The 23,198-nt window shown below is 55.6% G+C and carries 23 protein-coding genes; 19 read left to right on the plus strand and 4 right to left on the minus strand.

What is annotated here, in order from left to right; genetic code table 11:
- The first annotated feature begins 4 nt into the window (after window positions 1-4).
- The 9 genes from ACR0KN_RS02615 (at window position 5) to ACR0KN_RS02655 (ending at window position 7,923) form a co-directional block, all read left to right on the plus strand.
- Window positions 5-883: a lysophospholipid acyltransferase family protein gene (locus ACR0KN_RS02615; RefSeq protein ID WP_480651160.1), complete on the plus strand. Its 879-nt coding sequence runs from the start codon at window positions 5-7 to the stop codon at window positions 881-883.
- Window positions 884-891: 8 nt separating this feature from the next.
- Window positions 892-1,701: an aspartate/glutamate racemase family protein gene (locus ACR0KN_RS02620; RefSeq protein WP_170770723.1), complete on the plus strand. Its 810-nt coding sequence runs from the start codon at window positions 892-894 to the stop codon at window positions 1,699-1,701.
- A 94-nt stretch (window positions 1,702-1,795) separates the two neighbouring features.
- Window positions 1,796-2,824: an N-acetyl-gamma-glutamyl-phosphate reductase gene (argC, locus tag ACR0KN_RS02625; RefSeq protein ID WP_480651162.1), complete on the plus strand. Its 1,029-nt coding sequence runs from the start codon at window positions 1,796-1,798 to the stop codon at window positions 2,822-2,824.
- A 7-nt stretch (window positions 2,825-2,831) separates the two neighbouring features.
- Complete coding sequence (ccmE, locus tag ACR0KN_RS02630) at window positions 2,832-3,278, plus strand: cytochrome c maturation protein CcmE (protein ID WP_010439882.1); 447 nt, start codon at window positions 2,832-2,834, stop codon at window positions 3,276-3,278.
- A 123-nt stretch (window positions 3,279-3,401) separates the two neighbouring features.
- Window positions 3,402-4,013, plus strand: coding sequence for a holin-associated N-acetylmuramidase (locus tag ACR0KN_RS02635; protein ID WP_480651164.1), 612 nt, complete (start codon window positions 3,402-3,404; stop codon window positions 4,011-4,013).
- Window positions 4,004-4,582 carry a holin family protein gene (locus ACR0KN_RS02640; protein ID WP_480651166.1) on the plus strand — a complete coding sequence of 193 codons (579 nt, stop codon included), beginning with the start codon at window positions 4,004-4,006 and terminating at the stop codon, window positions 4,580-4,582. The genes ACR0KN_RS02635 and ACR0KN_RS02640 overlap by 10 nt, the downstream gene beginning before the upstream one ends.
- A gap of 74 nt (window positions 4,583-4,656) precedes the next feature.
- The gene (locus ACR0KN_RS02645) at window positions 4,657-6,621 is read left to right on the plus strand and encodes a heme lyase CcmF/NrfE family subunit (protein ID WP_480651758.1); all 1,965 of its coding nucleotides are present in this window, start codon (window positions 4,657-4,659) and stop codon (window positions 6,619-6,621) included.
- Window positions 6,618-7,073, plus strand: coding sequence for a cytochrome c-type biogenesis protein (locus ACR0KN_RS02650; RefSeq protein WP_170539483.1), 456 nt, complete (start codon window positions 6,618-6,620; stop codon window positions 7,071-7,073). The genes ACR0KN_RS02645 and ACR0KN_RS02650 overlap by 4 nt, the downstream gene beginning before the upstream one ends.
- Before the next feature lie 73 nt (window positions 7,074-7,146).
- The gene (locus tag ACR0KN_RS02655; protein WP_480651169.1) at window positions 7,147-7,923 is read left to right on the plus strand and encodes an enoyl-CoA hydratase-related protein; all 777 of its coding nucleotides are present in this window, start codon (window positions 7,147-7,149) and stop codon (window positions 7,921-7,923) included.
- Window positions 7,924-7,931: 8 nt separating this feature from the next.
- On the opposite strand, the gene bmt is transcribed toward ACR0KN_RS02655, so the two are convergent.
- A complete protein-coding gene (gene bmt, locus ACR0KN_RS02660; RefSeq protein ID WP_480651171.1) occupies window positions 7,932-8,945 on the minus strand; it encodes a betaine--homocysteine S-methyltransferase in 1,014 nt (337 codons plus the stop codon).
- A 122-nt stretch (window positions 8,946-9,067) separates the two neighbouring features.
- Window positions 9,068-9,388 carry a DUF1476 domain-containing protein gene (locus ACR0KN_RS02665; RefSeq protein ID WP_170469973.1) on the minus strand — a complete coding sequence of 107 codons (321 nt, stop codon included), beginning with the start codon at window positions 9,386-9,388 and terminating at the stop codon, window positions 9,068-9,070.
- Window positions 9,389-9,575: 187 nt separating this feature from the next.
- Here ACR0KN_RS02665 and purC point away from each other — a divergent pair, with 187 nt between their 5' ends.
- The 6 genes from purC to ACR0KN_RS02695 all read left to right on the plus strand — a co-directional run bounded on the left by purC (window position 9,576) and on the right by ACR0KN_RS02695 (window position 17,821).
- The gene (gene purC, locus ACR0KN_RS02670; RefSeq protein WP_010439911.1) at window positions 9,576-10,331 is read left to right on the plus strand and encodes a phosphoribosylaminoimidazolesuccinocarboxamide synthase; all 756 of its coding nucleotides are present in this window, start codon (window positions 9,576-9,578) and stop codon (window positions 10,329-10,331) included.
- A 100-nt stretch (window positions 10,332-10,431) separates the two neighbouring features.
- The gene (gene purS, locus ACR0KN_RS02675; protein WP_010439914.1) at window positions 10,432-10,662 is read left to right on the plus strand and encodes a phosphoribosylformylglycinamidine synthase subunit PurS; all 231 of its coding nucleotides are present in this window, start codon (window positions 10,432-10,434) and stop codon (window positions 10,660-10,662) included.
- A gap of 26 nt (window positions 10,663-10,688) precedes the next feature.
- On the plus strand, window positions 10,689-11,357 hold the full coding sequence (gene purQ / locus ACR0KN_RS02680) for a phosphoribosylformylglycinamidine synthase subunit PurQ (RefSeq protein WP_480651173.1): 669 nt from the start codon (window positions 10,689-10,691) through the stop codon (window positions 11,355-11,357).
- A 36-nt stretch (window positions 11,358-11,393) separates the two neighbouring features.
- Window positions 11,394-13,172: a sensor histidine kinase gene (locus ACR0KN_RS02685; protein WP_480651175.1), complete on the plus strand. Its 1,779-nt coding sequence runs from the start codon at window positions 11,394-11,396 to the stop codon at window positions 13,170-13,172.
- An 11-nt stretch (window positions 13,173-13,183) separates the two neighbouring features.
- The gene (locus ACR0KN_RS02690) at window positions 13,184-14,518 is read left to right on the plus strand and encodes a sigma-54-dependent transcriptional regulator (protein WP_010439922.1); all 1,335 of its coding nucleotides are present in this window, start codon (window positions 13,184-13,186) and stop codon (window positions 14,516-14,518) included.
- A 510-nt stretch (window positions 14,519-15,028) separates the two neighbouring features.
- Window positions 15,029-17,821 (plus strand): Rne/Rng family ribonuclease, encoded by a 2,793-nt coding sequence (locus ACR0KN_RS02695; RefSeq protein WP_480651178.1) that lies wholly within the window; start codon window positions 15,029-15,031, stop codon window positions 17,819-17,821.
- Window positions 17,822-17,876: 55 nt separating this feature from the next.
- Here the strand turns inward: ACR0KN_RS02695 and ACR0KN_RS02700 are convergent, their stop codons facing one another.
- Window positions 17,877-18,110 carry a sulfurtransferase TusA family protein gene (locus tag ACR0KN_RS02700; RefSeq protein WP_170469979.1) on the minus strand — a complete coding sequence of 78 codons (234 nt, stop codon included), beginning with the start codon at window positions 18,108-18,110 and terminating at the stop codon, window positions 17,877-17,879.
- 105 nt (window positions 18,111-18,215) lie between these two features.
- On the opposite strand from ACR0KN_RS02700, the gene ACR0KN_RS02705 reads away from it, so the two are divergent.
- The 4 genes from ACR0KN_RS02705 (at window position 18,216) to ACR0KN_RS02720 (ending at window position 22,567) form a co-directional block, all read left to right on the plus strand.
- On the plus strand, window positions 18,216-18,968 hold the full coding sequence (locus ACR0KN_RS02705; protein WP_010439928.1) for a cytochrome c biogenesis CcdA family protein: 753 nt from the start codon (window positions 18,216-18,218) through the stop codon (window positions 18,966-18,968).
- An 87-nt stretch (window positions 18,969-19,055) separates the two neighbouring features.
- Window positions 19,056-20,267, plus strand: coding sequence for a hypothetical protein (locus tag ACR0KN_RS02710; protein WP_480651180.1), 1,212 nt, complete (start codon window positions 19,056-19,058; stop codon window positions 20,265-20,267).
- On the plus strand, window positions 20,264-21,613 hold the full coding sequence (locus ACR0KN_RS02715; RefSeq protein ID WP_480651182.1) for a cytochrome P450: 1,350 nt from the start codon (window positions 20,264-20,266) through the stop codon (window positions 21,611-21,613). Before ACR0KN_RS02710 ends, ACR0KN_RS02715 begins: the two co-directional genes overlap by 4 nt.
- 72 nt (window positions 21,614-21,685) lie before the next feature.
- Window positions 21,686-22,567 carry a fructose bisphosphate aldolase gene (locus ACR0KN_RS02720; RefSeq protein WP_480651184.1) on the plus strand — a complete coding sequence of 294 codons (882 nt, stop codon included), beginning with the start codon at window positions 21,686-21,688 and terminating at the stop codon, window positions 22,565-22,567.
- A 12-nt stretch (window positions 22,568-22,579) separates the two neighbouring features.
- Here the strand turns inward: ACR0KN_RS02720 and ACR0KN_RS02725 are convergent, their stop codons facing one another.
- The gene (locus ACR0KN_RS02725) at window positions 22,580-23,182 is read right to left on the minus strand and encodes a DNA-3-methyladenine glycosylase I (protein WP_480651186.1); all 603 of its coding nucleotides are present in this window, start codon (window positions 23,180-23,182) and stop codon (window positions 22,580-22,582) included.
- Window positions 23,183-23,198 lie beyond the last annotated feature (16 nt).

The raw sequence follows: 23,198 nt of genomic DNA on the forward strand, positions 1-23,198 counted from the left end.
GCCAATGCCGCCGCATCACCACGTCGCTCGTGACATATCCTACGCTCATTCCGCAGAAACGCGGGGTGGGCGTATGGTGATCAAGTTGATGGAAAACACAACGGGCCGCCTGCGTCTTATCCGTCGCGCAGATGGCTACGATCTGGAAGTCGCACAGGGACGTGATTTCTGGTCGGTGATGGTGGAACGCTATGGGCTGACATTAGATGTGGTCGGTGGCGCGTTATCGAAAATTCCTAAAGATGGCCCGCTGATTTTGATTGCGAACCATCCATACGGCATTCTGGACGGGCTGATGATGGGTCATATCCTGTCTCAGACGCGCGGAGATTTTCGTATTCTTGCCAACCATGTCTTCCGCAAAGCTGAAGATTTGGATCGGATCGTCCTACCAATCTCTTTTGATGCCACCAAAGAGGCGATGCGGTTGAACCTTGAGACCCGCAAGACTGCTCTAAGCTATTTAAGCGACGGCGGGGCAATCGGGATATTTCCGGGTGGCACCGTCAGCACGGCTTCGAAGCCATTTGCGCATCCGATGGACCCGGGGTGGCGCGGATTTACCGCTCGGATGGTGGCCAAATCTGATGCGACTGTTGTGCCGGTTTTTTTTGATGGACACACCTCGCGATTGTTCCAGATTGCTAGCCATCTGCACAACACGTTGCGCATGGGTCTTCTAATCAAAGAGTTCAAGAAACGTGTTGATACTCCAGTGCGCGTGGTTGTTGGAGACCCCATCGGGCGCGACATTCTGGACCCATTGGGCAAGGATACGCGCAAGATGATGGATTTCCTGCGCAAAGCGACGTATGAGCTGTCTCCAGAGCCATTAAAGTCTTATGACTACGGCTATGAATTTGAGGAACGGCATCGCGCCTGAAGGGGCAAATGGCAGTAGGTATCTTTGATTCCGGGTTGGGCGGTCTAACCGTCCTGAACGCCGCGCAGAAACATCTGCCGGACGTGGATTTCCTGTATTTTGCGGACAGCGCGCATGCGCCTTACGGCGTTCGTGATGCCGAAGACATCTACAACCTGACCCGCACTGCCGTTCATGATCTTTGGGATCGCGGCTGCAATCTGGTGATTCTGGCCTGCAACACTGCCAGTGCTGCCGCTTTGCGCCGGATGCAGGAGGCGGGTGTGCCAGATGGTAAGCGGGTACTGGGCGTGTTCGTTCCTTTGATCGAAGCGCTGACCGAGCGGCAATGGGGTGACAATTCACCTCCGCGCGAGGTCGAAGTGCAACATGTCGCGCTGTTTGCGACACCCGCGACTGTGTCTAGTAGGGCGTTTCAGAGAGAGCTGGCGTTTCGGGCGATTGGCGTGGATGTAGAGGCGCAGGCCTGTGGCGGTGTGGTCGACGCCATTGAGGATGGCGATATGATCTTGGCCGAAGCCTTGGTGCGCAGCCATGTGGATGCGCTGAAACGCAAGATGCCGGAACCGCAAGCGGCTATTCTGGGCTGCACCCATTATCCGTTGATGGCGGAAACGTTTCAGAATGCATTAGGCCCTGATGTGAAGGTCTATAGCCAAGGAGACTTGGTGGCTGAAAGCCTTGCAGACTACTTGAAACGTCACCCAAACATGCTCGGCGAAGGTGCAGGTGGGTTCTTGACCACCGGCAAGCCCAGCACAGTGTCGGATCGCGCAACGCAATTCCTCCGACGACAAATCACCTTTGAAGCCGCCTGATTTTGGTCAAGGACGGCGCTTTTCTGATTTTGTAATTCGTTGACCGTCTCATCGGCGGTCACCCCATGTGACACATGAATGAAAGAGGTCTGACATGACCCATAAAATCGCAATTCTGGGTGCTTCTGGATATACCGGCGCAGAGTTGGTGCGGCTGATCGCCGGGCATCCGAATATGGAAATCAAGGCATTGGCCGCCGAGCGGAAGGCCGGGCAGACCATGGCGCAGGTCTTTCCGCATTTGCGCCATATAGATTTGCCGGTGCTTTGCAAAATTTCCGAGATCGATTTTTCCCAGATCAACCTGTGCTTTTGCGCCCTGCCGCATAAGACCAGCCAGGAAGTCATCCGTGATCTACCCAACACATTGAAAATCGTTGACCTTTCGGCTGATTTCCGGCTTCGGGACGGAGATGAATATCAAAAATGGTACGGCAACCCGCACGCCGCGTTGGGACATCAGAAAGAAGCCGTTTATGGGCTAACTGAATTCTATCGTGATGATATCAGTTCTGCGCGGCTCGTCGCCGGTACTGGTTGTAACGCAGCGACCGGGCAATATGTGCTGCGGCCATTGATATCAGCGGGCGTGATTGATCTGGATGACATCATTCTAGACTTGAAATGCGCAGTTTCAGGCGCAGGTAGGGCACTGAAAGAAAACCTTCTGCACGCAGAGCTCAGCGAAGGAGCAAATGCCTATGCAGTAGGTGGGACACATCGGCATCTGGGTGAGTTCGATCAGGAGTTTTCTGAGCTTGCCGGTCGGACCGTTCATATTCAATTCACTCCACATCTGATCCCGGCCAATCGGGGCATTCTGGCGACCTCTTACGTGAAGGGCGATCCGCAGAGCGTCTTTGAGACTTTGCAATCGGCCTATGAGGATGAGCCGTTCGTCGAGGTGCTGCCCTTTGGCGAAACACCTTCAACCCACCATGTACGGGGGTCGAACTTTTGCCATATCGGTGTCGTTGGTGATCGGATCGAACGCCGCGCAATCGTTGTGGCAGCTTTGGATAACCTGACAAAAGGTAGCAGCGGGCAAGCCTTGCAGAACGCCAACCTGATGTTAGGTGAGGATGAAACTCAAGGGCTGATGATGGCCCCTCTGTTCCCGTGAGGACGGTATGAAAACGCTCAAGAAACGTCGTCGAATACAGATCATTGTGCTAGCCGCGGTGGCCCTTGCCTTATCGACGGCGTTGATTGGGGTGGCCATGAAAGATGGCATCAACTTCTTCCGTTCACCCAGTCAAGTGATCGCCGAGCCGCCTAAGCCGTCCGAAGTGTTCCGCATCGGTGGGCTTGTCGAAGAGGGCTCGATCATACGTGGGCAGGGTGAAACTGTGTATTTCGTCGTCACCGATGGCGGTGAAAGCGTCAAAGTCGCTTTCACGGGCGTCCTGCCTGATCTGTTTTCAGAAAATCAAGGTATGGTCGGTACAGGTAGCTATGTGAACGGTGTCTTCGAAGCCACTGAAATCCTTGCGAAACACGATGAAACCTATATGCCGAAAGAGGTTGTGGACGCATTGAAAGAGCAAGGTGTTTACAAAGAAGCCGGTGACAGCTGATCAGTTCCAAAGCATTGAAATCTTGAGGGCGTTGCGTGCAAGAAACACGCAGCGCCCTTTGTTCTATCGTCGGATTAACTTATTTGCCGGACCGTTAGCCTGACCACACTAAAGGGGGCGGGCATGCGGACGGTTCGACAGATCGCAGATGAAATCGTGGCGCGGGAAGGTGGCTTTGTCGACGATCCCGACGATCCCGGTGGGGCAACAAAATTTGGTGTGACGATCCACACCATGCAGCGTTTGGGTCTTGATCTGGATCGCGACGGTGCTGTGACACATCGGGATGTGAAAGCTCTGACCAGGGCACAGGCCGTAGACATCTTTGTCGACCACTATTTTGAAAGGCCTCGCCTTGAGTTGCTACCCCTGGCTGTACAGGCCTCGGTGTTTGACATGTACGTCAATGCGGGTTCGCAGGCAGTTAGAATATTGCAAAACCTGCTGTGCCAAATGGGGTTTGAGGTCGCGGTTGATGGCGTGATTGGCCCCCAAACTGCGCGCGCAACAGATGCTGCTGCCAAACCAAAACCACAGGCCCTAACAGATGCCTATGGCGTCGCACGGCGTAACTATTATTTTCGGTTAGCAGATTGGAGGGTTTCACTGCGTAAATATGCCCGAACCCGGGCCGGGGGCAAAGGTGGTTGGATCAAGCGCGCTGAAGAGTTTTTGTCTCCTCAGTATCACCTGACGGATGCAGATTTTCAGAGGAGGATTTCAGGATGGGTTTGATCTCTGGCCTTTTAGCCCTGTTGTTCGGTGGAGGCCGCAATGTGGTTCGTGAAACTACCGAGATATTTCGAGAAAATGCTGAAAGCGAGGCGCAGCGGACCACAGCGCTCCGCAGTGCGGCGATGGTGCAGTTCGGGGACGAGTTCCAAGTGCCCAGAAAAGGGGGGTTTGATCGATTCATGGACGGGCTAAATCGACTGCCGCGCCCGGCTCTGGCGTTGGGCACCTTGTGCCTGTTCCTTGCCGCTATGATCGACCCGCACTGGTTTGCGGCGCGCATGCAGGGCATTGCACTGGTGCCGGAACCGCTGTGGTGGCTGTTGGGTGTGGTCGTGTCATTCTACTTTGGCGCGAGGCATCAGTTCAAAGCGCAGGATTTTCAGCGCGAGATCAATCAAACGGTGCTGCGAGCGCCAGAAGTATTGGCCAACATAGCGAAAATCCGTGAACTTCGCGAGGACAGTCCCGGCATCGCGGATACCCGGTCGGACACGGCCCTGACCGAAGCAGTAATACAGGCCGATTTCAACCCTGCACTAGAAGATTGGCGACGGCAGCGCGCAGCCTGAGGCGCGACACTATGTGCGGCGATACTTGACGAATGTTAATGGCACATGCCGACCTGCCGCAGTATAAGCGCGTCATGATTACAGAGCTCGGCCATTTCGCACTGATCCTAGCCTTCCTGGTCGCCATCGTTCAGACTGTGGTGCCACAGATCGGGGCTGCCAAACGATGGAACGGATGGATGGATTTCGCAGAACCTGCGGCCATCGCTCAGTTTTTGCTGACCGCGTTTTCGTTTGGAGCACTGGTTTGGGCTTTCGTGGCGTCCGACTTTTCGTTGCGGATTGTGGTTGAGAACAGCCATTCCGCCAAGCCGATGCTGTATAAGATCAGCGGGACTTGGGGAAACCACGAGGGCTCCATGCTGCTATGGGTCCTTATCGTCACAATTTTCGGGGCAATGGCCGCGATCTTTGGCGGCGGATTGCCCCCGACGCTCAAAGCAAGAGTTCTGTCGGTGCAGTCAGCCATCGCTGTTGCGTTTTTCGCATTCATTTTGTTCACGTCTAATCCGTTCGATCGCTTGCCAATTCCACCTTTCGACGGTCGGGACCTGAACCCACTGTTGCAGGACCCGGGCCTAGCGTTTCACCCACCGTTTCTTTATCTGGGTTATGTCGGCCTGAGCATGGCCTTCAGCTTTGCTGTCGCGGCCCTGATCGAAGGCCGCGTGGACGCGGCATGGGGCCGTTGGGTGCGACCTTGGACGCTTGCAGCGTGGATTTTCCTGACCATTGGTATCGCACTGGGGTCTTGGTGGGCCTACTACGAATTGGGTTGGGGTGGTTTCTGGTTCTGGGATCCGGTCGAAAATGCCAGCTTTATGCCATGGCTGCTGGCCGCAGCGCTGCTGCATTCGGCCATCGTTGTCGAAAAGCGCGAGGCGCTAAAAAGCTGGACTATTTTGCTGGCGATCATCGCCTTCGGGTTCTCGCTGATCGGGACTTTTATCGTGCGCTCGGGGCTTTTGACCTCGGTCCATGCCTTCGCAAATGATCCCGAACGGGGGGTATTCATCCTGTTCATTCTGGTGATTTTCATCGGCGGCGCACTGACCCTGTTTGCGGCCCGTGCGCAGGCGATGGAAGCAAAGGGAGTGTTCGGGATGGTCAGCCGGGAAAGCGCGCTGATTCTGAACAATATCCTGCTGGCAGTCAGTTGTTTCGTCGTGTTCTTTGGTACGCTGTGGCCCATGGTGGCTGAGATGGCATTTGACCGGAAACTCTCGGTCGGAGCGCCATTCTTTAATGCGGCCTTCACACCATTCATGATTGCCCTAGGGATCGTGCTGCCTGTTGGCGCTATGCTGCCCTGGAAGCGTGGCAGGTTGGGTCGCGCGGCGTGGTCTCTGCGCTATGCATTCATTCTTGCAGTAGCGTTGGCGATACTGGTCTGGGTGATGCAGACAGGGCGCAGCGCTTTAGGGCCTGTTGGTCTGTTCCTTGGCGCTTGGATTACGTTCGGCGCTCTTGTCGATCTTTGGAGCCGAACAGGCCGCAAAGGCAACCTTGCACGCCTGTTCCGCCTTCCGGGTGCTGATTGGGGTAAAGCCGTCGCCCATACTGGCTTGGGTGTCACAATGTTTGCCATCGCGGGGCTGACAGCGTGGGAAGTCGAAGATATTCGAGTCGCCCAACCCGGTCAGCCATACGAAGTTGGGCAGTTCACGTTGACATTGCAGGATGTGCGCCGGGTCCAGGGACCGAACTATTTCTCGACGATGGCGGATGTGAGGGTGGAACAGGATGGGCGTTTTGTCACGACGCTTAACCCCGAAAAGCGCGACTACCCCGTGGCCCGCATGCCGACGACAGAAGCCGCAATTGACTATCGGTTCCTGCGTGATCTTTATGTTGTGATCGGTGATCAACAGGCGGATGGCGGCTGGGTGATGCGAACCTACATCAAACCTCTCGCCAACTGGATTTGGGGCGGATGTATCTTAATGGCTCTGGGTGGTGCACTCAGCCTGTCGGACCGCCGTTTCCGGGTCGCAGCTGGCGCGCGTAAGACGCCTGCAGGTGGGGTGCCGGCCGAATGAAACGTTTACTTTTGATACTGCTACTGATCGCGTCACCGGTCTTGGCTGTTCAGCCGGACGAAGTTCTGGACGACCCGGCGCTTGAAGCGCGGGCGAGGGATATCAGCACGGGCTTGCGCTGTCTGGTCTGTCGGAACGAAAGCATTGATGAAAGTAATGCCGAGCTTGCGCGTGATTTGCGCATTCTGCTGCGGGAACGTCTTGTTGCGGGCGATACGGACCAAGAGGCAGTCGAATTTATCGTTGATCGCTATGGCGAATACGTTCTTCTGAAACCAACCACGACCGGAGCCAATCTGATGCTTTGGTTGGCAGGCCCGATCATGTTGCTGATCGCGGCGGGCATGGGCTGGAGCTTTTTGCGGAAGCGTTCGCGGCACCAACAAGCGGCGCATTCTGATGCGCTGACCGATGAAGAACAGGAACGCTTGCGCCAAATCTTGGAAGACTGACGCGCGGTTCTGCTTTTCCTTTTTCCACATTTGCGTCAGGGTTTTGCGAAACACTGCGCAGGTGAGGTTGTACATGGAATACGAAGCGGTCCTTCTGGATATTACCGATGATTTGGCGGTTTTGACATTGAATCGACCAGACAAGATGAATGCGCTGACGACGCAGATGCGGGCCGAGATCACCTATGCGATGAAAGAAGCGGCTCGCCATGCCAGGGCAATTGTTTTGACAGGGGCCGGGCCTGCGTTCTGTTCTGGCCAGGATCTAGGGGACGCGTCGAGCACAGGAAAGATCGATCTCGAAAGAGCATTACGGGATGAATATGAGCCTATGCTCGACGCGGTTTACGACTGCCCGGTGCCAACGATCGCGGCCGTTAACGGGGCGGCAGCAGGGGCAGGGGCGAATCTTGCACTCTGTGCCGATGTCGTAATCGCAACCGAGAGCGCCTATTTCCTGCAGGCCTTTGCTCGGATCGGATTGCTGCCTGATGCTGGCGGAACTTGGTTCATGCCGCGTCAGATGGGATTTGCCAAAGCGATGGGGGCTGCTTTGTTTGCAGACAAGATCAGCGCGCGTCAGGCGGACGACTGGGGGTTGATCTGGGAAGCAGTCTCTGACGATCAGTTCGACGCGCATTGGCGCGAACGGGCCGCCTATCTGGCTAATGGCCCAACTGCCGGGTTCCGGGCAATCAAACAGGCGATCCGGGGGACCTACGATAGAACATTGCCGAAACAGCTTGCCGCCGAGGCGCACCTGCAAGGCGAATGCGGTAGAACCCGTGACTTTGCCGAAGGTGTGGTGGCATTTCTGGAAAAGCGCCCCCCGAAATTCGAGGGGCGCTGAGAGATCATTCAGGCGCGGCGGCGACGTCGCGTGCGTCGTTCAGGCACCGCCTCGTCGCCGGTGCCATCTGAGGCTGAGGTAAACGGACCAAGCGCCGATGTAATCTGATCCAGGGTCGGGCGATCTCCGCGTTGGCCGCTATCCAGTGCTTCCCGCATCTTGCGCAGATGCGCAGGCATGGTGCCGCAGCACCCGCCAATAATTGTCGCACCTGCATCTCGGGCCATGGCGGCGTATTGGCCCATCAGTTCGGGCGTTCCGTCGTAGTGGATATGTCCGTCCACGTATTTCGGAATGCCCGCGTTTCCCTTGGAAATCAGAGGACGTTCGCTGCCCTGGGCAGCGAAACCAAGCACCGTACGCAAAATGTCGGACGCACCCGTACCGCAATTGGCCCCAAAGGCCACAGGGGGATTGGGTAGGGTTTCGACAATCATCGCCAGATCAGAGGATGTAACACCCATCATGGTCCGGCCCGCGGTGTCAAAGCTCATGGTGCCGCACCAGGGCATGTCGGCCAGAGCAAAGGCCTCGGCTGCGGCGCGGAACTCTTCTGGGGCGCTGATGGTCTCAAGCCACAGAACGTCTGCGCCTCCGGCTTTCAACGCCTCTGCCTGCTCATGAAACATCTCGACGGCTTCAGCATGCGAAAGGCTGCCAACGGGCTCCATGATTTCACCGGTCGGGCCAACAGAACCTGCCACAACAATTGGGCGGCCTGCTTTGTCTGCAACTTCACGACCCAGCTCTGCCCCGATACGGTTCAATTCGGTCACACGGTTCTGGGCATCATGCAGTTTCAGACGTGCTGAGGTTCCGCCGAATGTGTTGGTGAGAAACAGATCGCTACCGGCATCGACCGAGCCCTGATACAGCGCGCGAATCTTGTCGGGAGCATCGACGTTCCACAACTCAGGTGCATCACCAGATTGCAGGCCCATGTTGAACAGGTTCGTGCCCGTCGCACCATCCGCAAGAATGACGTCGACGGTTTCAAGTAGAGTGCTGAGCGCGTTTGTCATTGAGGTATTCCAAGAATAAGGCCGTGGCCCGTCAAAATATGAGACGCCCCGTGTCTCATGACCGGGGCGTCAAATCAAATTCATAAAACTCATGAAGATCATGAGTTTTGCATTTTACGCAATCAATCTTCGGCTTCCGCCATAACCTGTTCTTTGGCTTCAACCAGCAGTTCCGCCATTTTCGCACGAATCTTAGCCTCGTCTGCAAGATCGCCAAGATAGCCTTTAACCGCCTCGACGACATCGTCCTCGCTGACATTCTGCAGATCGGTATGGACCAGTTCCTGGCCATATTTCCGAGCTTGCTCTACGGTTTCGCCCTTCAGTGCCGATGCCCAGACAGCCATAAACCGGTTACGGCGCATCCGCGCGATGAACTGCATCTTTTCGTCATGAGCGAATTTGCTTTCAAATGCGGCTTCGCGTTCGTCGAATGTGGTCATTGGTTCGGGACCCCTTGGCTTGAATTCTCTTTCCTGATGATATGACTATACGACGCCTCGGGCGCAAGGTATTTGCGCTGCGTCAAAGCCTCTCGGGGTCGCGAACTTGCGGGAAGGCGGGGCTTGCACTATGAGGGCGCCAACGTAAGGGGACTCATTCCCTTTCCCCAGCCTGGAAAGGTCGCTCATGGCGCGTCGCAAGAAGATTTACGAAGGTAAAGCCAAAATTCTGTATGAAGGCCCGGAACCGGGAACCATCGTGCAGTATTTTAAGGACGACGCCACCGCTTTCAACGCCGAGAAAAAAGATGTCATCGACGGCAAGGGTGTTCTGAACAATCGTCTGAGTGAATTCTTCATGACTGGTCTGGCCCAGATCGGGGTGCCAACGCACTTCATCCGCCGTCTTAACATGCGCGAACAACTGGTGCGGAATTGCGAGATCGTCCCACTGGAAGTGATCGTGCGCAACTATGCCGCCGGAACGATGTCCAAACGTCTTGGTATCGCCGAGGGGACTCAACTGCCGCGCCCGATTGTTGAATACTGCTACAAGGACGATGCGCTGGGTGATCCGCTGGTGACTGAAGAGCACATCGCGGCATTCGGCTGGGCTAGCCAGCAGGACATGGACGATATCCTGAGCCTTGCACTGCGTGTGAATGATTTCATGAGCGGTGTAATGCTGGCTGTCGGCATTCGACTGGTCGATTTCAAGATTGAGATCGGGCGCGTGTTCGAAGGTGATTTCCAACGCCTGATCATTGCGGACGAGATCAGCCCCGACAGTTGCCGTCTTTGGGATATCGAAACCGGTCAGAAGTTGGACAAGGATGTGTTCCGCCGCGACTTGGGCAGCCTGACGGATGCCTATTCGGAAGTCGCCCGTCGTCTTGGTGTTCTGCCCAAAAGTAATGTGACCAAGCCAACGCTGATCAACTGATCCTGCCCCGGACGGGCAGGGTTGTCCGACACGCCCAAGCGGGGTATCCCGCGCGCAACGAAACGGATCGGAGAGCGGTCCACCAGTGGAGTTTTCGAAAATGAAGGCACGTGTGCATGTGATGCTCAAGAACGGGGTTCTGGACCCGCAGGGTGAGGCTGTGCGTCACGCATTGGGTGCGATGGGTTTTGATCAGGTCGAAGGTGTCCGTCAGGGCAAAGTGATCGATTTGGAACTGGCCGACGGCGCGACCGAAGCGGACGTAACTAAAATGTGCGAAAAGCTGTTGGCCAACACGGTCATCGAACGCTTCGAGATCGAACTGCTCTGAGTTTTTCCGACCTAGGAGGGTCCGCCATGCGCGCAGCCGTCATCGTTTTCCCCGGTTCCAACTGCGATCGCGATCTCACTGTCGCCTTCGAACAGGCCGGTTTTTCCGTCGATATGGTCTGGCACAAGGATGCCGCGCTGCCCGAGGGTATCGATATCGTTGGTGTTCCGGGTGGATTTTCCTACGGCGACTATCTGCGCTGTGGCGCGATTGCGGCGCAGTCACCGATTTGCAAAGCGCTGGCTTCGCATACCGAGCGTGGTGGTTACGCCGTCGGTATCTGCAACGGGTTTCAAGTTCTGACCGAAACTGGAATTCTGCCCGGCGCACTGCTGCGAAATGGCGGTCTGAAATACATTTGCAAAACTATCGGACTAAAAGTCGAAACCAGCAACAGTGCATTTACCGAAGGGTATAACGCCGGTGATGTGATCGATATCCCGATTGCCCATCATGATGGTAACTATTTCGCCGATGACGCGACCATTTCTGAACTTAAGGATCAGGATCGCATTGCCTTCACTTACGCCGAGAATCCCAACGGTTCGCGCGACGATATTGCGGGCATTTTATCACACAACCGCCGCGTGTTAGGCATGATGCCCCACCCCGAGCGGGCGGCGGATTCAGGCCACGGAGGCACTGATGGAACGGCGCTCTTCCGCGCATTGGCCGGGGTGCTGGCGCCAGCGTGACTTGAGGTCATCAGTCGGGACGCGTAGCGTCAGAACATGACTGCCCAAGATCAATCAGACCGCGACGGGTTCCTGAACCGACTGCGTGGCTCGCCAATGGGCTGGCGGCTGCGTCTTGCTGTGTTCGTGCTGCTTCTTGTAACAGTTGCCACGGTCTGGATTACCAACAGTCTTTTGACCAGCCGTTTCACGGAATCCACCCGCAACCGGGCCGAACTGCGTCTGGCGCTGTATTCCGGTAACTTGCTCAGTGAACTGCGTCGCAATTCCATCGTTCCGCAACTTCTTTCCAGAGACCCAACGCTGATCTCGGCCTTGCAGTCCAGTGACTATACGCTGTCGACTCAGCGACTGATCTCTTTTGTAGAAGAAATCGGAGCGGCGTCGCTGGTTCTGTTGGACGGAGATGGGCTTACGGTGGCGGCAACCGATCGCAATCGATTGGGTGAGGGGCATCGTAGCTCTCCCTACTTCATTGATGCGATGCGATCGAATGCTACGATATTCTCGGTCATCCCGCGCGAGGCTGGGGGATACAGCTTTGTTTATTCACGCAGAATTGAAGCCAATGCCGAGATACTCGGGGTAATTGTGGTCGAGGTCGATTTGCAGAAATTCGAGCGCGCCTGGGCCGGGATTTCTGATGCCGTGATGGTGACAGACAGCACCGGTGCGATCATTCTGTCGACTGAACCACAATGGCGTGGCCTGGAAGAAGGAAGCGCTATTCTGCGCCAGCCCCCTCAAAGTGCCATTCAACGTGCGATCCGCGCGACGGCCGACTGGAATGCGCTGCCGCCGGATGCTTACTTGCAAGGCGAAGCTGTGATGCGAATGGAAACTCGCATACCGTTCCGGGGTTGGCAGATGACATCGTTCACCACCTATTCGTCAATCCGGGAACGTGTGAACAGCGTCCTCGCGCTTGAAATCATGGCATTTGCGATTCTTCTGGCGCTGACCTTCTATGCGCTCAGTCGCAGGGCCACCTCGCGCATGACTTTGTTCCAGCGAGAGTCGGCGGAGCTTCGCGCATTGAACGCCAGGCTGCAGCGGGAAATCGCTGAGCGAGAAAGGGTTGAAAAGACGCTGGAAGTTGCTGAGCAAACGCTTGCTCAAAGCTCGAAACTGGCGGCTTTGGGTGAGATGTCGGCAGCGGTGAGCCACGAGTTGAACCAGCCGCTGGCCGCTATGAAAACCTATCTGGCAGGCGCGCGTTTGCTGTTGCGTCGGAACCGACCCGAAGAAGCTCTGGCAAGTTTTGGTCGCATTGATGGTTTGATTGAACGGATGGGTGCGATCACGCGCCAGCTAAAGTCGTATGCCCGCAAGGGCGCGGATGCGTTTTCGCCTGTAAATCTAGGCGAAGCACTGGCATCGAGCCTGTCGATGATGGAGCCGCAGCTCCGTCAAAGGCACGTCAAGATAACCCAGATTTTACCCGAAGTCCCTGTTATAGTGATGGGGGATCGGATGCGGATTGAACAGGTTATGGTCAATCTCTTGCGCAATGCGCTGGATGCCACCAAATCTGTCGCTGAACCTGATGTCGAGATTATCCTGGCTGCAGGAGATACCGCTGTACTGACCGTACGTGATAATGGCCACGGGATCGAAGATATCGAAAACCTGTTTGAGCCGTTCTATACGACCAAACGCCCCGGAGACGGTGTTGGTCTGGGGCTTGCCATCTCGTCCGGGATCGTGAACGACCATGGCGGACGTTTGACCGCACGAAACGGCCAACAGGGCGGCGCGGTGTTTGAGATGCAATTGCCCATACTGGGAAGCGACGGCCTTGAGGCCGCGGAATAAAGGAAGTGACTATGGCACAGGCCATGAAAATCGCCATCGTGGATGATGAACAGGACATGCGCCAGTCAATTAGCCAGTGGCTGGCTTTGTCGGGGTATGACACGGAAACCTTCGCCAGCGCCGAAGATGCGCTCAAGGTGCTTGGTCCGGAATATCCGGGGATCGTGATCTCTGACATCAAAATGCCGGGTATGGATGGCATTCAGCTTTTGAAAAAATTGATGGGCGCGGATAGCACATTACCGGTGATTATGATCACGGGTCACGGCGATGTCCCAATGGCCGTCGAAGCCATGCGGGTGGGTGCTTTTGATTTTCTTGAGAAACCGTTCAATCCTGACAAGATGTCTGAACTGGCCAAGAGGGCCAGCAACGCACGACGTTTGACACTGGACAACCGGGCGCTGCGCCGCGAATTGTCGGGTGGCACTCAGATCATGAACAAGCTGATTGGTGCCAGCCCCGTCATGGAACGCTTGCGCGAGGATATTCTTGATCTGGGGCAGGCCGATGGTCACGTTCTGATCGACGGTGAAACGGGGACCGGGAAGACTTTGGTGGCGCATGCCTTGCACGCTGTCGGGAGCCGGGCGGGCAAAAAGTTTGTTCTGGTTTCTTGTGCCGCGTTGGAGGAGGAAGCGCTGTCGAAGCGCTTGTTTGGCCCGATGCTGCCAGAGGATACTCAGTTGCCTGCTATCGAAGAAGCACGAGGCGGGACATTGGTTTTGGAGGATGTCGAAGCGCTGAGCGATACGCTGCAGGCGCGTTTGCTGAGTGTTATGAACGAACAGGGGACGCCTGCGGAAACGCGGATCGTTGCGATCTCGAATCTGCAGGAGGCCGGCAAGACATCCGAGGATGTTTTGCGGCCTGACCTGTTCTACCGGCTTGCGGCCTTGCGCATCACGATGCCGCCGCTGCGTCAGCGCGGCGAGGATATCCTGACTCTGTTTACGCGCTTGAGCGAACAGTTTGCCGAGGAATATGGTTGCGATGCACCCCAAGTCAGCGCACAAGAAGCGGCGCAGCTATTGCAAGCCCCTTGGCCGGGGAATGTTCGGCAGTTGATCAATATTGCCGAGCGCGCAGTGCTTCAATCGCGACGCGGATCAGGGACGATTGCGTCGCTGCTGATGTCAGATCATGAAGAGATGCAGCCCGTAATGACCACTGAGGGTAAGCCGCTAAAGGAATATGTCGAAGCTTTCGAACGGATGCTGATCGACAATACGATGCGTCGCCATAAAGGTTCGATCGCATCCGTGATGGAAGAGCTTTGCCTGCCGCGCCGAACATTGAATGAAAAGATGGCAAAGTATGGATTGCAGCGCTCGGATTACCTGTAGGCCGGAGAGGGGGCCAGCCCCCTCTTGAGCCTTGGGCTCAATTCACCCCCGAGATATTTTCAGCCAGATGAAGAGATCCTGTGCTGTGATCTGTGGGTGTTATTCAGTTTGCCCATTGTCTTTTCCACAGGACTGCTTTTATTGTGTTCGGACGGGCCGGGCGATTTGACGCCCAGAAGTCCCGAATCATTGAGTTTCGCTGCTGATCTGCTGCTGAGGATCATTTCCACGCAGTTCAGCAGGCCGATTGTGCCCCAACCGGGGCAACTGAGTACCTGAACCCGTTCTGGCGGGTGAAAGGAATAATGGGCAGGCCGCGGCCCTATCCCGCGCCTGTCGGAGAAGAACCGCGATGACGCGCGCGCAACGATTGAGTATACGGGCAGGGGGCCACAGTGCCGCACCCTGCCGCGCGCCGTCTGAAATCGCCCGTACAAGACACCTCCCCAAAAGCGCCTGTCCGCCTGGACGGGTCAGGACAACGCGTTTGGCGCGGTGCACCAAGGACACATGGCTAAGAAAATGCTTATCGATGCCACCCACGCGGAGGAAACCCGCGTTGTGGTGGTCGATGGAAACAAGGTTGAGGAATTTGACTTTGAATCCGAAAACAAACGCCAGCTTGCTGGCAACATCTATCTTGCAAAAGTAACGAGGGTTGAGCCGTCGCTTCAGGCGGCTTTTGTGGATTATGGCGGGAACCGGCACGGGTTTCTGGCGTTTTCTGAGATTCATCCGGATTATTATCAAATCCCGGTCGCCGACCGCGAAGCGCTGATGGAAGAAGAGCGCGCTTATGCTGAAGCCATGAGGGCGCGGGATGAAGCAGAGGAATCCAAACCCAAAAAACGTCGCTCGCGCTCACGAAGCAAGGCGGCAGATGTGAAAACGGATGATCCGGTCGAAACCCTCGAAGTTTCGTCCGAACCCACCGGTATGGAAACCATCGATCTGGGAGATGAAACTGAGGAGACCGATCTATCGGTTCCAGAGGGGACTTCGCCCATGGAAACGGTTGCTGAGACCCCTGTAGAGGAACCGGCCGACGAAGCAGTTGACCAGCCGGAAGAGACCGCGATTGAGCAGGTTGCCGAGCAAGAGGCACCCAGCACGGAAGATACCTCTGAGGAGCAATCCGAAGCTGTTACAGGGGATGTCACAGAAGTAGCATCCGAAGAGACTGTCGAGGATGCGGCTCAAGAAGAAGCCGTTGAAGGCTCTGTTGACACGGAGACCTCGGAGGAGGCTGATCAAGATGTGGACGAGAACGAGGAGGCCAAGGCGCCGGACGCTGCCTCGAAAGACGACTCGATCGAATCCGTAGCGGATGAGGATGATAGCGAGGACATCCGTCCTCCGCGTAAACCGCGCCCACGCCGGTACAAGATTCAGGAAGTCATCAAAGTGCGCCAGGTTCTGCTGGTGCAGGTGGTCAAGGAAGAACGTGGCAACAAGGGTGCGGCGCTGACCACATATCTTTCGTTGGCTGGTCGTTATTGCGTGCTGATGCCAAACACGGCGCGCGGTGGAGGGATCAGCCGCAAGATCACCAACGCGGCTGACCGGAAGAAATTGAAGGACATCGCCTCGGAGATCGACGTACCAACAGGTGCGGGTCTGATCGTGCGCACGGCAGGGGCCAAGCGCACCAAGTCAGAGATCAAGCGCGACTATGAATACTTGCAACGTATGTGGGAGCAGATCCGCGAACTGACACTGCAATCCATCGCGCCGGCAAAGATTTACGAAGAAGGCGACCTGATCAAACGATCGATCCGCGATCTCTATAATCGTGATATCGATGAAGTTCTGGTTGAAGGTGAGGGCGGGTATCGCATCGCCAAAGACTTCATGAAGATGATCATGCCGTCCCATGCCAAGAACGTGAAACGGTATGAGGATGCGCTGCCACTGTTCGCGCGTTATCAAGTGGAGAGCTATCTGGCGGGGATGTTCAACCCGACGGTTCAGTTGAAATCGGGTGGCTACATCGTTATCGGCGTGACTGAAGCGCTAGTGGCAATCGACGTGAACTCGGGTCGAGCGACCAAAGAAGGCTCGATCGAGGAAACTGCGCTGAAAACGAACCTAGAGGCCGCAGAAGAGGTGGCACGCCAATTGCGTCTGCGCGATCTTGCGGGTCTGATCGTCATCGATTTCATTGATATGGACGAGCGTAAGAACAACTCGGCTGTTGAAAAACGCTTGAAGGACAAGCTGAAAACAGATCGCGCCCGTATTCAGGTGGGCCGGATTTCGGGCTTTGGTCTGCTTGAGATGAGCCGCCAACGTCTGAGGCCCGGTATGCTTGAAGCGACGACACAGCCGTGCCCGTCTTGCCATGGCACCGGTCTGATCCGATCGGATGACAATATGGCGCTCTCGATCTTGCGCCAGATCGAAGAAGAAGGCACCCGCCGCCGTTCGCGTGAGGTTCTGGTGAGGTGTCCGGTCAGCATCGCCAATTTCCTGATGAATCAGAAACGTGAACATATCGCTCAGATCGAGGCGCGGTATGGTTTGTCGGTGCGTATCGAAGGGGATGTGCATCTGGTTAGCCCTGATTTCTCGATGGAGAAGTTCAAAACCGCCAGCCGCGTTGTTCCCGAGGCTACTGCCCCGGTGGTATCGGTGGATGCGTCCCTGATGGATTTGGTCGACGCCACCGAAGAGGAAGAAAGCGAAGAAGAAGTCGCAGTACAGAACGAGGAAGAGGCCAAGCCCAAGCGCAAGCGTCGTCGGCGTCGGCGCAAAAAGAACGCGGGCGGTTCAGAGGCGTCTGATAGTGATACTGACGAAACTGAGACCGAGAATAACGCTGAGGCGGCTGAACGGGCTGAAACTGTTGAGACCGAGCAGGCCGAGGCTGAACCGGTTAATGAGGAAGCGGCTGAGAAACCAGCCAAGCCCAAGAAGCGTCGGGCGCCGCGTCGCCGTAAAAAGGATGCAGATACTGACACCGGTGCCAACGAAACTCAGCCTGCCACAGATGACACGGCGGCTGAACAGGCGAACGAACCAGTTGCTTCCACAGTTGAGGTTTCCGAGGTCGAACCAGAGCAAACCCCAGAAGCCAAGAACCCCGGGGAAGCACCCGAACCTGAGGTTGCCGAGGCTCAGTCAGTGGAAGCTTCTGAACAGGCCGAAACAGTGGCCGTAGAGGCCGAGAAACAGCCTATAGAGATTGAACCTGAAGTTGTTGAGACTGAGACCCCAGAGCCTGTCCTGGAGGTTGTGACGGAAGAACCTGAGCCTGCGCCAGCCAAGCCAAAGCGGCGCGGGTGGTGGTCACTCGGGCAATAATGAAAAGGCGGGCTGATTGGCCCGCCTTTTTCTTTAATACTATCGTGACGAGTCGCTAGTCGGATTTTCGGATCAAATAGATCTGATGACCATCTACACTGTCTTGTGAAATGAGCGTGTGACCCGCCTCAGTACAGAAATGCGGCACGTCGATTATCGCCGCCGGATCATCAGCAAGCAGGCGCAAGACGCCACCTGCGGGTAAGGATTTAAGCCTTTTTCGGGCCTTGAGGACGGGTAGAGGGCATAACAACCCCAGCGCATCCAACGTATCTGTCTCATCTGTCATTCGGTTGAGATATTTCCAACAAGGGGCACTGTCCAGCGTGTAACCACGAGGATGTGACCGAATGGCCCCGTGACGAAACCCACTTGATACCATATGTGCTGATCCATGTTCGGAATTGAGATCATCGATGCAGGACTTTTACCTGCCATGTTTGTCGCCTTGCTCGGCGGGCTGATCAGCTTTTTGTCGCCCTGCGTGTTGCCGATTGTGCCCCCCTATCTTGCGTATATGAGCGGCGTGACCATTCACGAGATGCAGGACGAGGCGCGTGCGCGGCGCAAGGCGACTCTGTCGGCGCTTTTCTTTGTTCTGGGTCTGTCGACGGTATTTCTTCTGCTGGGCTTCACAGCATCGGCCTTTGGGGCGTTCGTACTCCAGAATCAGGTGCTTTTTGCTAAATTGTCAGGCGCGGTGGTGATTGTTTTTGGCCTGCACTTTCTGAATGTGTTCCGTATCCCTCTGTTAGATCGCGAAGCGCGCGTTGATGCGGGAGAATCCGGTGGTTCCGTATTCGGGGCCTATATTCTGGGCCTGGCGTTTGCTTTTGGCTGGACGCCCTGCATCGGTCCTCAACTGGGGGCAATCTTATCGTTGGCCGCGTCTGAGGCGTCTGTCGCACGCGGCACGTTGTTACTAGGTGTTTATGCTGCAGGGCTGGGTATTCCGTTTCTTTTGGCCGCAATGTTCCTGAACCGCTCCATGGCCGTTATGAACCGTATCAAACCTCATATGGGTACGATCGAAAAGGTGATGGGTGGGTTGCTATTGTTCGTCGGTATCATGTTGATCACTGGGCTGTTCACGGAATTCAGCTGGTGGCTGCTTGAAACATTTCCAGCTTTGGCGAATTTTGGTTAACCCTCTGGCGCTAAACGTGGATGGTTAAACGGCGGGTCTTACCTTGACCTTGCCGCTGCGCTAATCTGCGGATCAGAGGGCCGGGTCATGAGCAGTCAACAAACCCAACCACAGGTGCGCAAGCGCCGGGTGTTTTATATACCCGGCTATGATCCGATTCCCCCACGCCGCTATCGCGAACTCTATCGAAGAGAGAGCCGTTCCCAGGCCGCGATATCTGGCTACGAGATCGATGTGATCGGCAAAACCGATGGTGGAGCCTATGGTTGGCGCGTTCTTTCACATCAAGACGGTGTATCTGTTGAGACCGAGATCGAGGTTTTGGTTTGGACTGATATCGTTAAGGACAGCATGGCGCGCTCGATACTGGCGACGTATTTTCAGATGGTACAGACCGCCTGGATCTACATATCAACGGGAACGCTTTGGCGCCTTATGCAATTGCGCAAGGGTCCGGTTATCGCCGCACTATATCCGGTAGGAATGTTATTGGCTCAACTTGCGCTGGCTCTGCTGGTTGGGTGGGGTGTTGCTGTTGGGTTAGGCACGTTCATGTGGTGGTGGTCTGTGCTGCCTGCTGCTGTGGCCGTTTACGCTCTGATGCGCTGGTTTCGAGCGATCGACAACCGATTGCTCGCCTATTACCTGATGCATGACTATGCGCATTCCGCACGTTTAAAAGGTGCATATTCACCTGAGCTGACAACGCGGCTTGACCAGTTTTCAGATCAGATTTTGCAGGCCCTCGGATCTGACGTTGATGAGGTTTTAGTCGTCGGCCATAGCTCTGGGGCTCATCTTGGCGTGACAGCCCTGGCTGAGGTTCTAAGGAGGCAGGGCAAGATCGGCGGGCCGGCCTTGTCATTCCTGTCATTGGGGCAGGTCGTGCCGATGGTTTCCTTTTTGCCTAAGGCCTACACATTGCGGACCGATCTGCAATACCTCTCGGGTAGCGAGGGACTGACCTGGGTCGATGTATCAGCACCCGGAGACGGCTGTGCGTTTGCCTTGTGTGATCCGGTGGCGGTTAGCGGGGTATCGCCACCCAACAAACGCTGGCCGCTGGTACTGTCCGCAGCGTTCACTCAAACTCTTTCACCCAAGCGCTGGAAAAAGCTCAGGTGGCGGTTCTTTCGGCTGCATTTTCAGTATCTGTGCGCGTTCGATTGGCCCAATGATTACGACTACTTCAAAATAACCGCGGGCCCGCAAACGCTGGGAGAAAGGTTTGCTAACCGAACACCTTCGCGTTCACGCATTGAACGCACCATTTCGAAACACACTACGGTGGCGGCATGAGGCCACCTAAACCTGCTTCACGGCCCGATAAGGTTTCACTCTGGCGGTATATGCGTTTGTTTCGACAAGACCTTCTGTCGGCGCAACCTCAACGTTTGTATCGGGCCTGGATGGCTGAGTTTCGGACGCCTTTCTTTCGATCGTTCCTGATCAACCAACCGGAACTGATCCGCACTGTGTTGAAAGATCGATCCGATGTGTTTCCCAAATCAAGCCGCATCAGCGAAGGTTTGCGCCCGCTGCTGGGGCAGTCCGTGTTTCTGACCAATGGGGCGGTCTGGAAGCAGCAGCGCAGGATCATCGATCCTGCGTTTGAAGGTGGCCGATTGAAAGACACATTTCCTGCGATGGTAGATGCGGCGCAAGCTTGCGTCGACAGGCTTGGGGTGCGCATTGGGCAGGACGTGGAATGTGAAGAGATCACCAGCCACGTGGCCGCAGATGTCATATTTAGAACCCTGTTCTCGGTTCCGATTGAGCATGAGGTAGCTGCGCAGGTTTTTGAAAAGTTCAGGATCTATCAGCGCGAACAACCTTTGTTGAACCTGGCAGCCTTTGTACCGCTTCCCAGATGGGCCCCCCGGTTACATTCGCGCAAGACGCGTCAGACCGCCCGACAAATACGCGCTCTGATCAGCCAACTAACACTTGACCGGGCAGCAGCAATCAAGAACGGAACGGCACCTGATGATCTCGCCACAAAGATCATGACGACTAACGATCCAGAGACAGGCAAATGCTTTGACGCGCAAGACATGGTCGATCAGGTCGCTATTTTCTTTCTCGCGGGGCATGAAACCAGTGCATCAGCGTTGGCATGGGCCCTGTATCTACTGGCCTTGTATCCCGATTGGCAGGATAAACTGGCAGAAGAGGCGCAAGCGCTGGATACACCCGAGTTCTCGGCCATGTCCCACCTACGACTTAGCCGCGACGTATTTCGTGAGGCGCTGCGCCTTTACCCACCTGTTCCAATGATGGTGCGTGAAGCCTCCTGTCCGGAAAAATTCCGTGACAGAGATATCCCGCAAAAATCTCAGATCGTGGTCAGCCCCTGGCATTTACATCGCCACGAAAGCTTATGGGACAGACCAGACGAATTTGATCCCGGGCGATGGGCAACAGAGAACGGAAAGGCCTGTCAGCGTGACGCCTACATCCCATTTTCTACCGGCCCTCGGGTTTGCACAGGCGCGGGGTTTGCCATGGTTGAGGGTCCACTCATACTGTCGATGCTGCTACGTCGATATCACTTCGAAACAATCGAAGGCAAAACGCCCGTACCGGTCGCACATCTGACCGTCAGATCAAAGGATGGGATTTGGTTGCGTCTAGTTGAGCGCTAACAAACTACCATCGTTCGTCGGCTTGCTGTATGCGGTTGGAAAATGCGGAATCATATTGAACGGGAATGAGTTATGTCGAAAGCAGAACAGCGCGCGCAGATGTCCGAAGGCGCAGGATTTATTGCAGCCCTGGATCAAAGCGGCGGTTCAACCCCGAAAGCACTGGCTTTGTATGGCGTTGATGCCTCTGGGTATAACTCGGACGAAGAGATGTTCGGAGAGATCCAGAAGATGCGCGCCCGGATCATTCTGGCAGAAGATTTCACCAAGGAGAAAGTGATTGGGGCGATCCTGTTCGAACGAACGCTAGGTGAAGAAATCGAAGGCAAGAAAGTCGCAGATTACTTGTGGTCGGTCAAAAACATCGTGCCATTTCTGAAGATCGACAAGGGGCTTGAGGATCAAGCCAATGGCGTTCAAATGATGAAGCCTATCCCGGGGCTGGCGGAAACCCTGTCCAACGCGGATGGCGTTTTCGGAACCAAGGAACGCTCGGTCATCCACGAAGCCAATGCGCAGGGCATCGCGGATGTTGTTGCACAGCAATTTGAAGTGGCCCGGGTCGTTACAGACGCAGGCATGGTGCCGATTGTCGAGCCCGAAGTGAACATCCATTCGGAAACCAAAGCCGAGGCCGAAGACATCTTGAAATCAGAAATCCTGAAGAACCTCGATCAATTGGCCGAGGGGCAGGAGGTGATGCTGAAGCTGACCATTCCAAGTCAGGCCAACTTGTATGACGAGGTAGCCGACCATCCAAGTGTCCTGCGCGTGGTTGCGCTGTCGGGTGGATATTCGACCGAGCAGGCTTGTGACCTGCTCGGCAAGAACGGCAAGATGATCGCGTCTTTCTCTCGCGCTCTGACTGAAGGCTTGTCCAAGCAACAATCCGATGCGGATTTCAATGCAGCGCTCGGAAGCAACATTGACAATATCTACCGCGCCTCGATCTGATCGCAGGAGATTTTATTCTGGCTTGATGAAATCGCGGCGCATTTGCGTCGCTTTTTCGCGCATGGCACATCCCAATGCGTGATCATTGATCAACCCCATGGCCTGCATGAAGGCAAACACGGTCGTAGGACCGACGAATTTCCAGCCACGTTTTTTCAGATCTTTCGACATCGCAATGGATTCTGCCGAAGTGGATGCGCTTTGCGGGGCAGGTGGCGTCTCAGGCTCGTACTTCCAGACATACGCTGCCAATGATCCCTCAGCTTCGATTAGGCCCTGCACGCGGCCGGCGTTATTGATCACGGCTTCGATCTTGCCACGGTGACGTACGATGCCTTTGTCGTCCAGTAGACGATTGATATCTGCATCAGAAAACTCTGCTATCTTGTTGAAATCAAAGTTTCCAAACGCTGCTCTGAAATTCTCGCGTTTTGACAGAATGGTGCGCCAGCTCAGGCCCGACTGAAAGCTTTCGAGGCATAGTTTTTCAAACAACCGTCTGTCGTCGGAAACGGGATATCCCCATTCATTGTCATGATAGTCGAAGAATTCTGGGGCGGCGTTGCACCACGCGCACCGAGGTTTTCCATCTGGGCCCGTTGCCAAATCGCTCATGAATGTACCCCTTTTG

It is taken from the genome of Ruegeria sp. AP7 (assembly GCF_056539905.1).

Excerpts from the sequence above, each read along its gene's own strand:
- ACR0KN_RS02615 (WP_480651160.1), top strand. The coding sequence starts at position 5 with ATGCCGCCGCATCACCACGTCGCTCGTGACATATCCTACGCTCATTCC.
- ACR0KN_RS02620 (WP_170770723.1), top strand. The coding sequence starts at position 892 with ATGGCAGTAGGTATCTTTGATTCCGGGTTGGGCGGTCTAACCGTCCTG.
- argC (WP_480651162.1), top strand. The coding sequence starts at position 1,796 with ATGACCCATAAAATCGCAATTCTGGGTGCTTCTGGATATACCGGCGCA.
- ccmE (WP_010439882.1), top strand. The coding sequence starts at position 2,832 with ATGAAAACGCTCAAGAAACGTCGTCGAATACAGATCATTGTGCTAGCC.
- ACR0KN_RS02635 (WP_480651164.1), top strand. The coding sequence starts at position 3,402 with ATGCGGACGGTTCGACAGATCGCAGATGAAATCGTGGCGCGGGAAGGT.
- ACR0KN_RS02640 (WP_480651166.1), top strand. The coding sequence starts at position 4,004 with ATGGGTTTGATCTCTGGCCTTTTAGCCCTGTTGTTCGGTGGAGGCCGC.
- ACR0KN_RS02645 (WP_480651758.1), top strand. The coding sequence starts at position 4,657 with ATGATTACAGAGCTCGGCCATTTCGCACTGATCCTAGCCTTCCTGGTC.
- ACR0KN_RS02650 (WP_170539483.1), top strand. The coding sequence starts at position 6,618 with ATGAAACGTTTACTTTTGATACTGCTACTGATCGCGTCACCGGTCTTG.
- ACR0KN_RS02655 (WP_480651169.1), top strand. The coding sequence starts at position 7,147 with ATGGAATACGAAGCGGTCCTTCTGGATATTACCGATGATTTGGCGGTT.
- bmt (WP_480651171.1), bottom strand. The coding sequence starts at position 8,945 with ATGACAAACGCGCTCAGCACTCTACTTGAAACCGTCGACGTCATTCTT.
- ACR0KN_RS02665 (WP_170469973.1), bottom strand. The coding sequence starts at position 9,388 with ATGACCACATTCGACGAACGCGAAGCCGCATTTGAAAGCAAATTCGCT.
- purC (WP_010439911.1), top strand. The coding sequence starts at position 9,576 with ATGGCGCGTCGCAAGAAGATTTACGAAGGTAAAGCCAAAATTCTGTAT.
- purS (WP_010439914.1), top strand. The coding sequence starts at position 10,432 with ATGAAGGCACGTGTGCATGTGATGCTCAAGAACGGGGTTCTGGACCCG.
- purQ (WP_480651173.1), top strand. The coding sequence starts at position 10,689 with ATGCGCGCAGCCGTCATCGTTTTCCCCGGTTCCAACTGCGATCGCGAT.
- ACR0KN_RS02685 (WP_480651175.1), top strand. The coding sequence starts at position 11,394 with ATGACTGCCCAAGATCAATCAGACCGCGACGGGTTCCTGAACCGACTG.
- ACR0KN_RS02690 (WP_010439922.1), top strand. The coding sequence starts at position 13,184 with ATGGCACAGGCCATGAAAATCGCCATCGTGGATGATGAACAGGACATG.
- ACR0KN_RS02695 (WP_480651178.1), top strand. The coding sequence starts at position 15,029 with ATGGCTAAGAAAATGCTTATCGATGCCACCCACGCGGAGGAAACCCGC.
- ACR0KN_RS02700 (WP_170469979.1), bottom strand. The coding sequence starts at position 18,110 with ATGACAGATGAGACAGATACGTTGGATGCGCTGGGGTTGTTATGCCCT.
- ACR0KN_RS02705 (WP_010439928.1), top strand. The coding sequence starts at position 18,216 with ATGTTCGGAATTGAGATCATCGATGCAGGACTTTTACCTGCCATGTTT.
- ACR0KN_RS02710 (WP_480651180.1), top strand. The coding sequence starts at position 19,056 with ATGAGCAGTCAACAAACCCAACCACAGGTGCGCAAGCGCCGGGTGTTT.
- ACR0KN_RS02715 (WP_480651182.1), top strand. The coding sequence starts at position 20,264 with ATGAGGCCACCTAAACCTGCTTCACGGCCCGATAAGGTTTCACTCTGG.
- ACR0KN_RS02720 (WP_480651184.1), top strand. The coding sequence starts at position 21,686 with ATGTCGAAAGCAGAACAGCGCGCGCAGATGTCCGAAGGCGCAGGATTT.
- ACR0KN_RS02725 (WP_480651186.1), bottom strand. The coding sequence starts at position 23,182 with ATGAGCGATTTGGCAACGGGCCCAGATGGAAAACCTCGGTGCGCGTGG.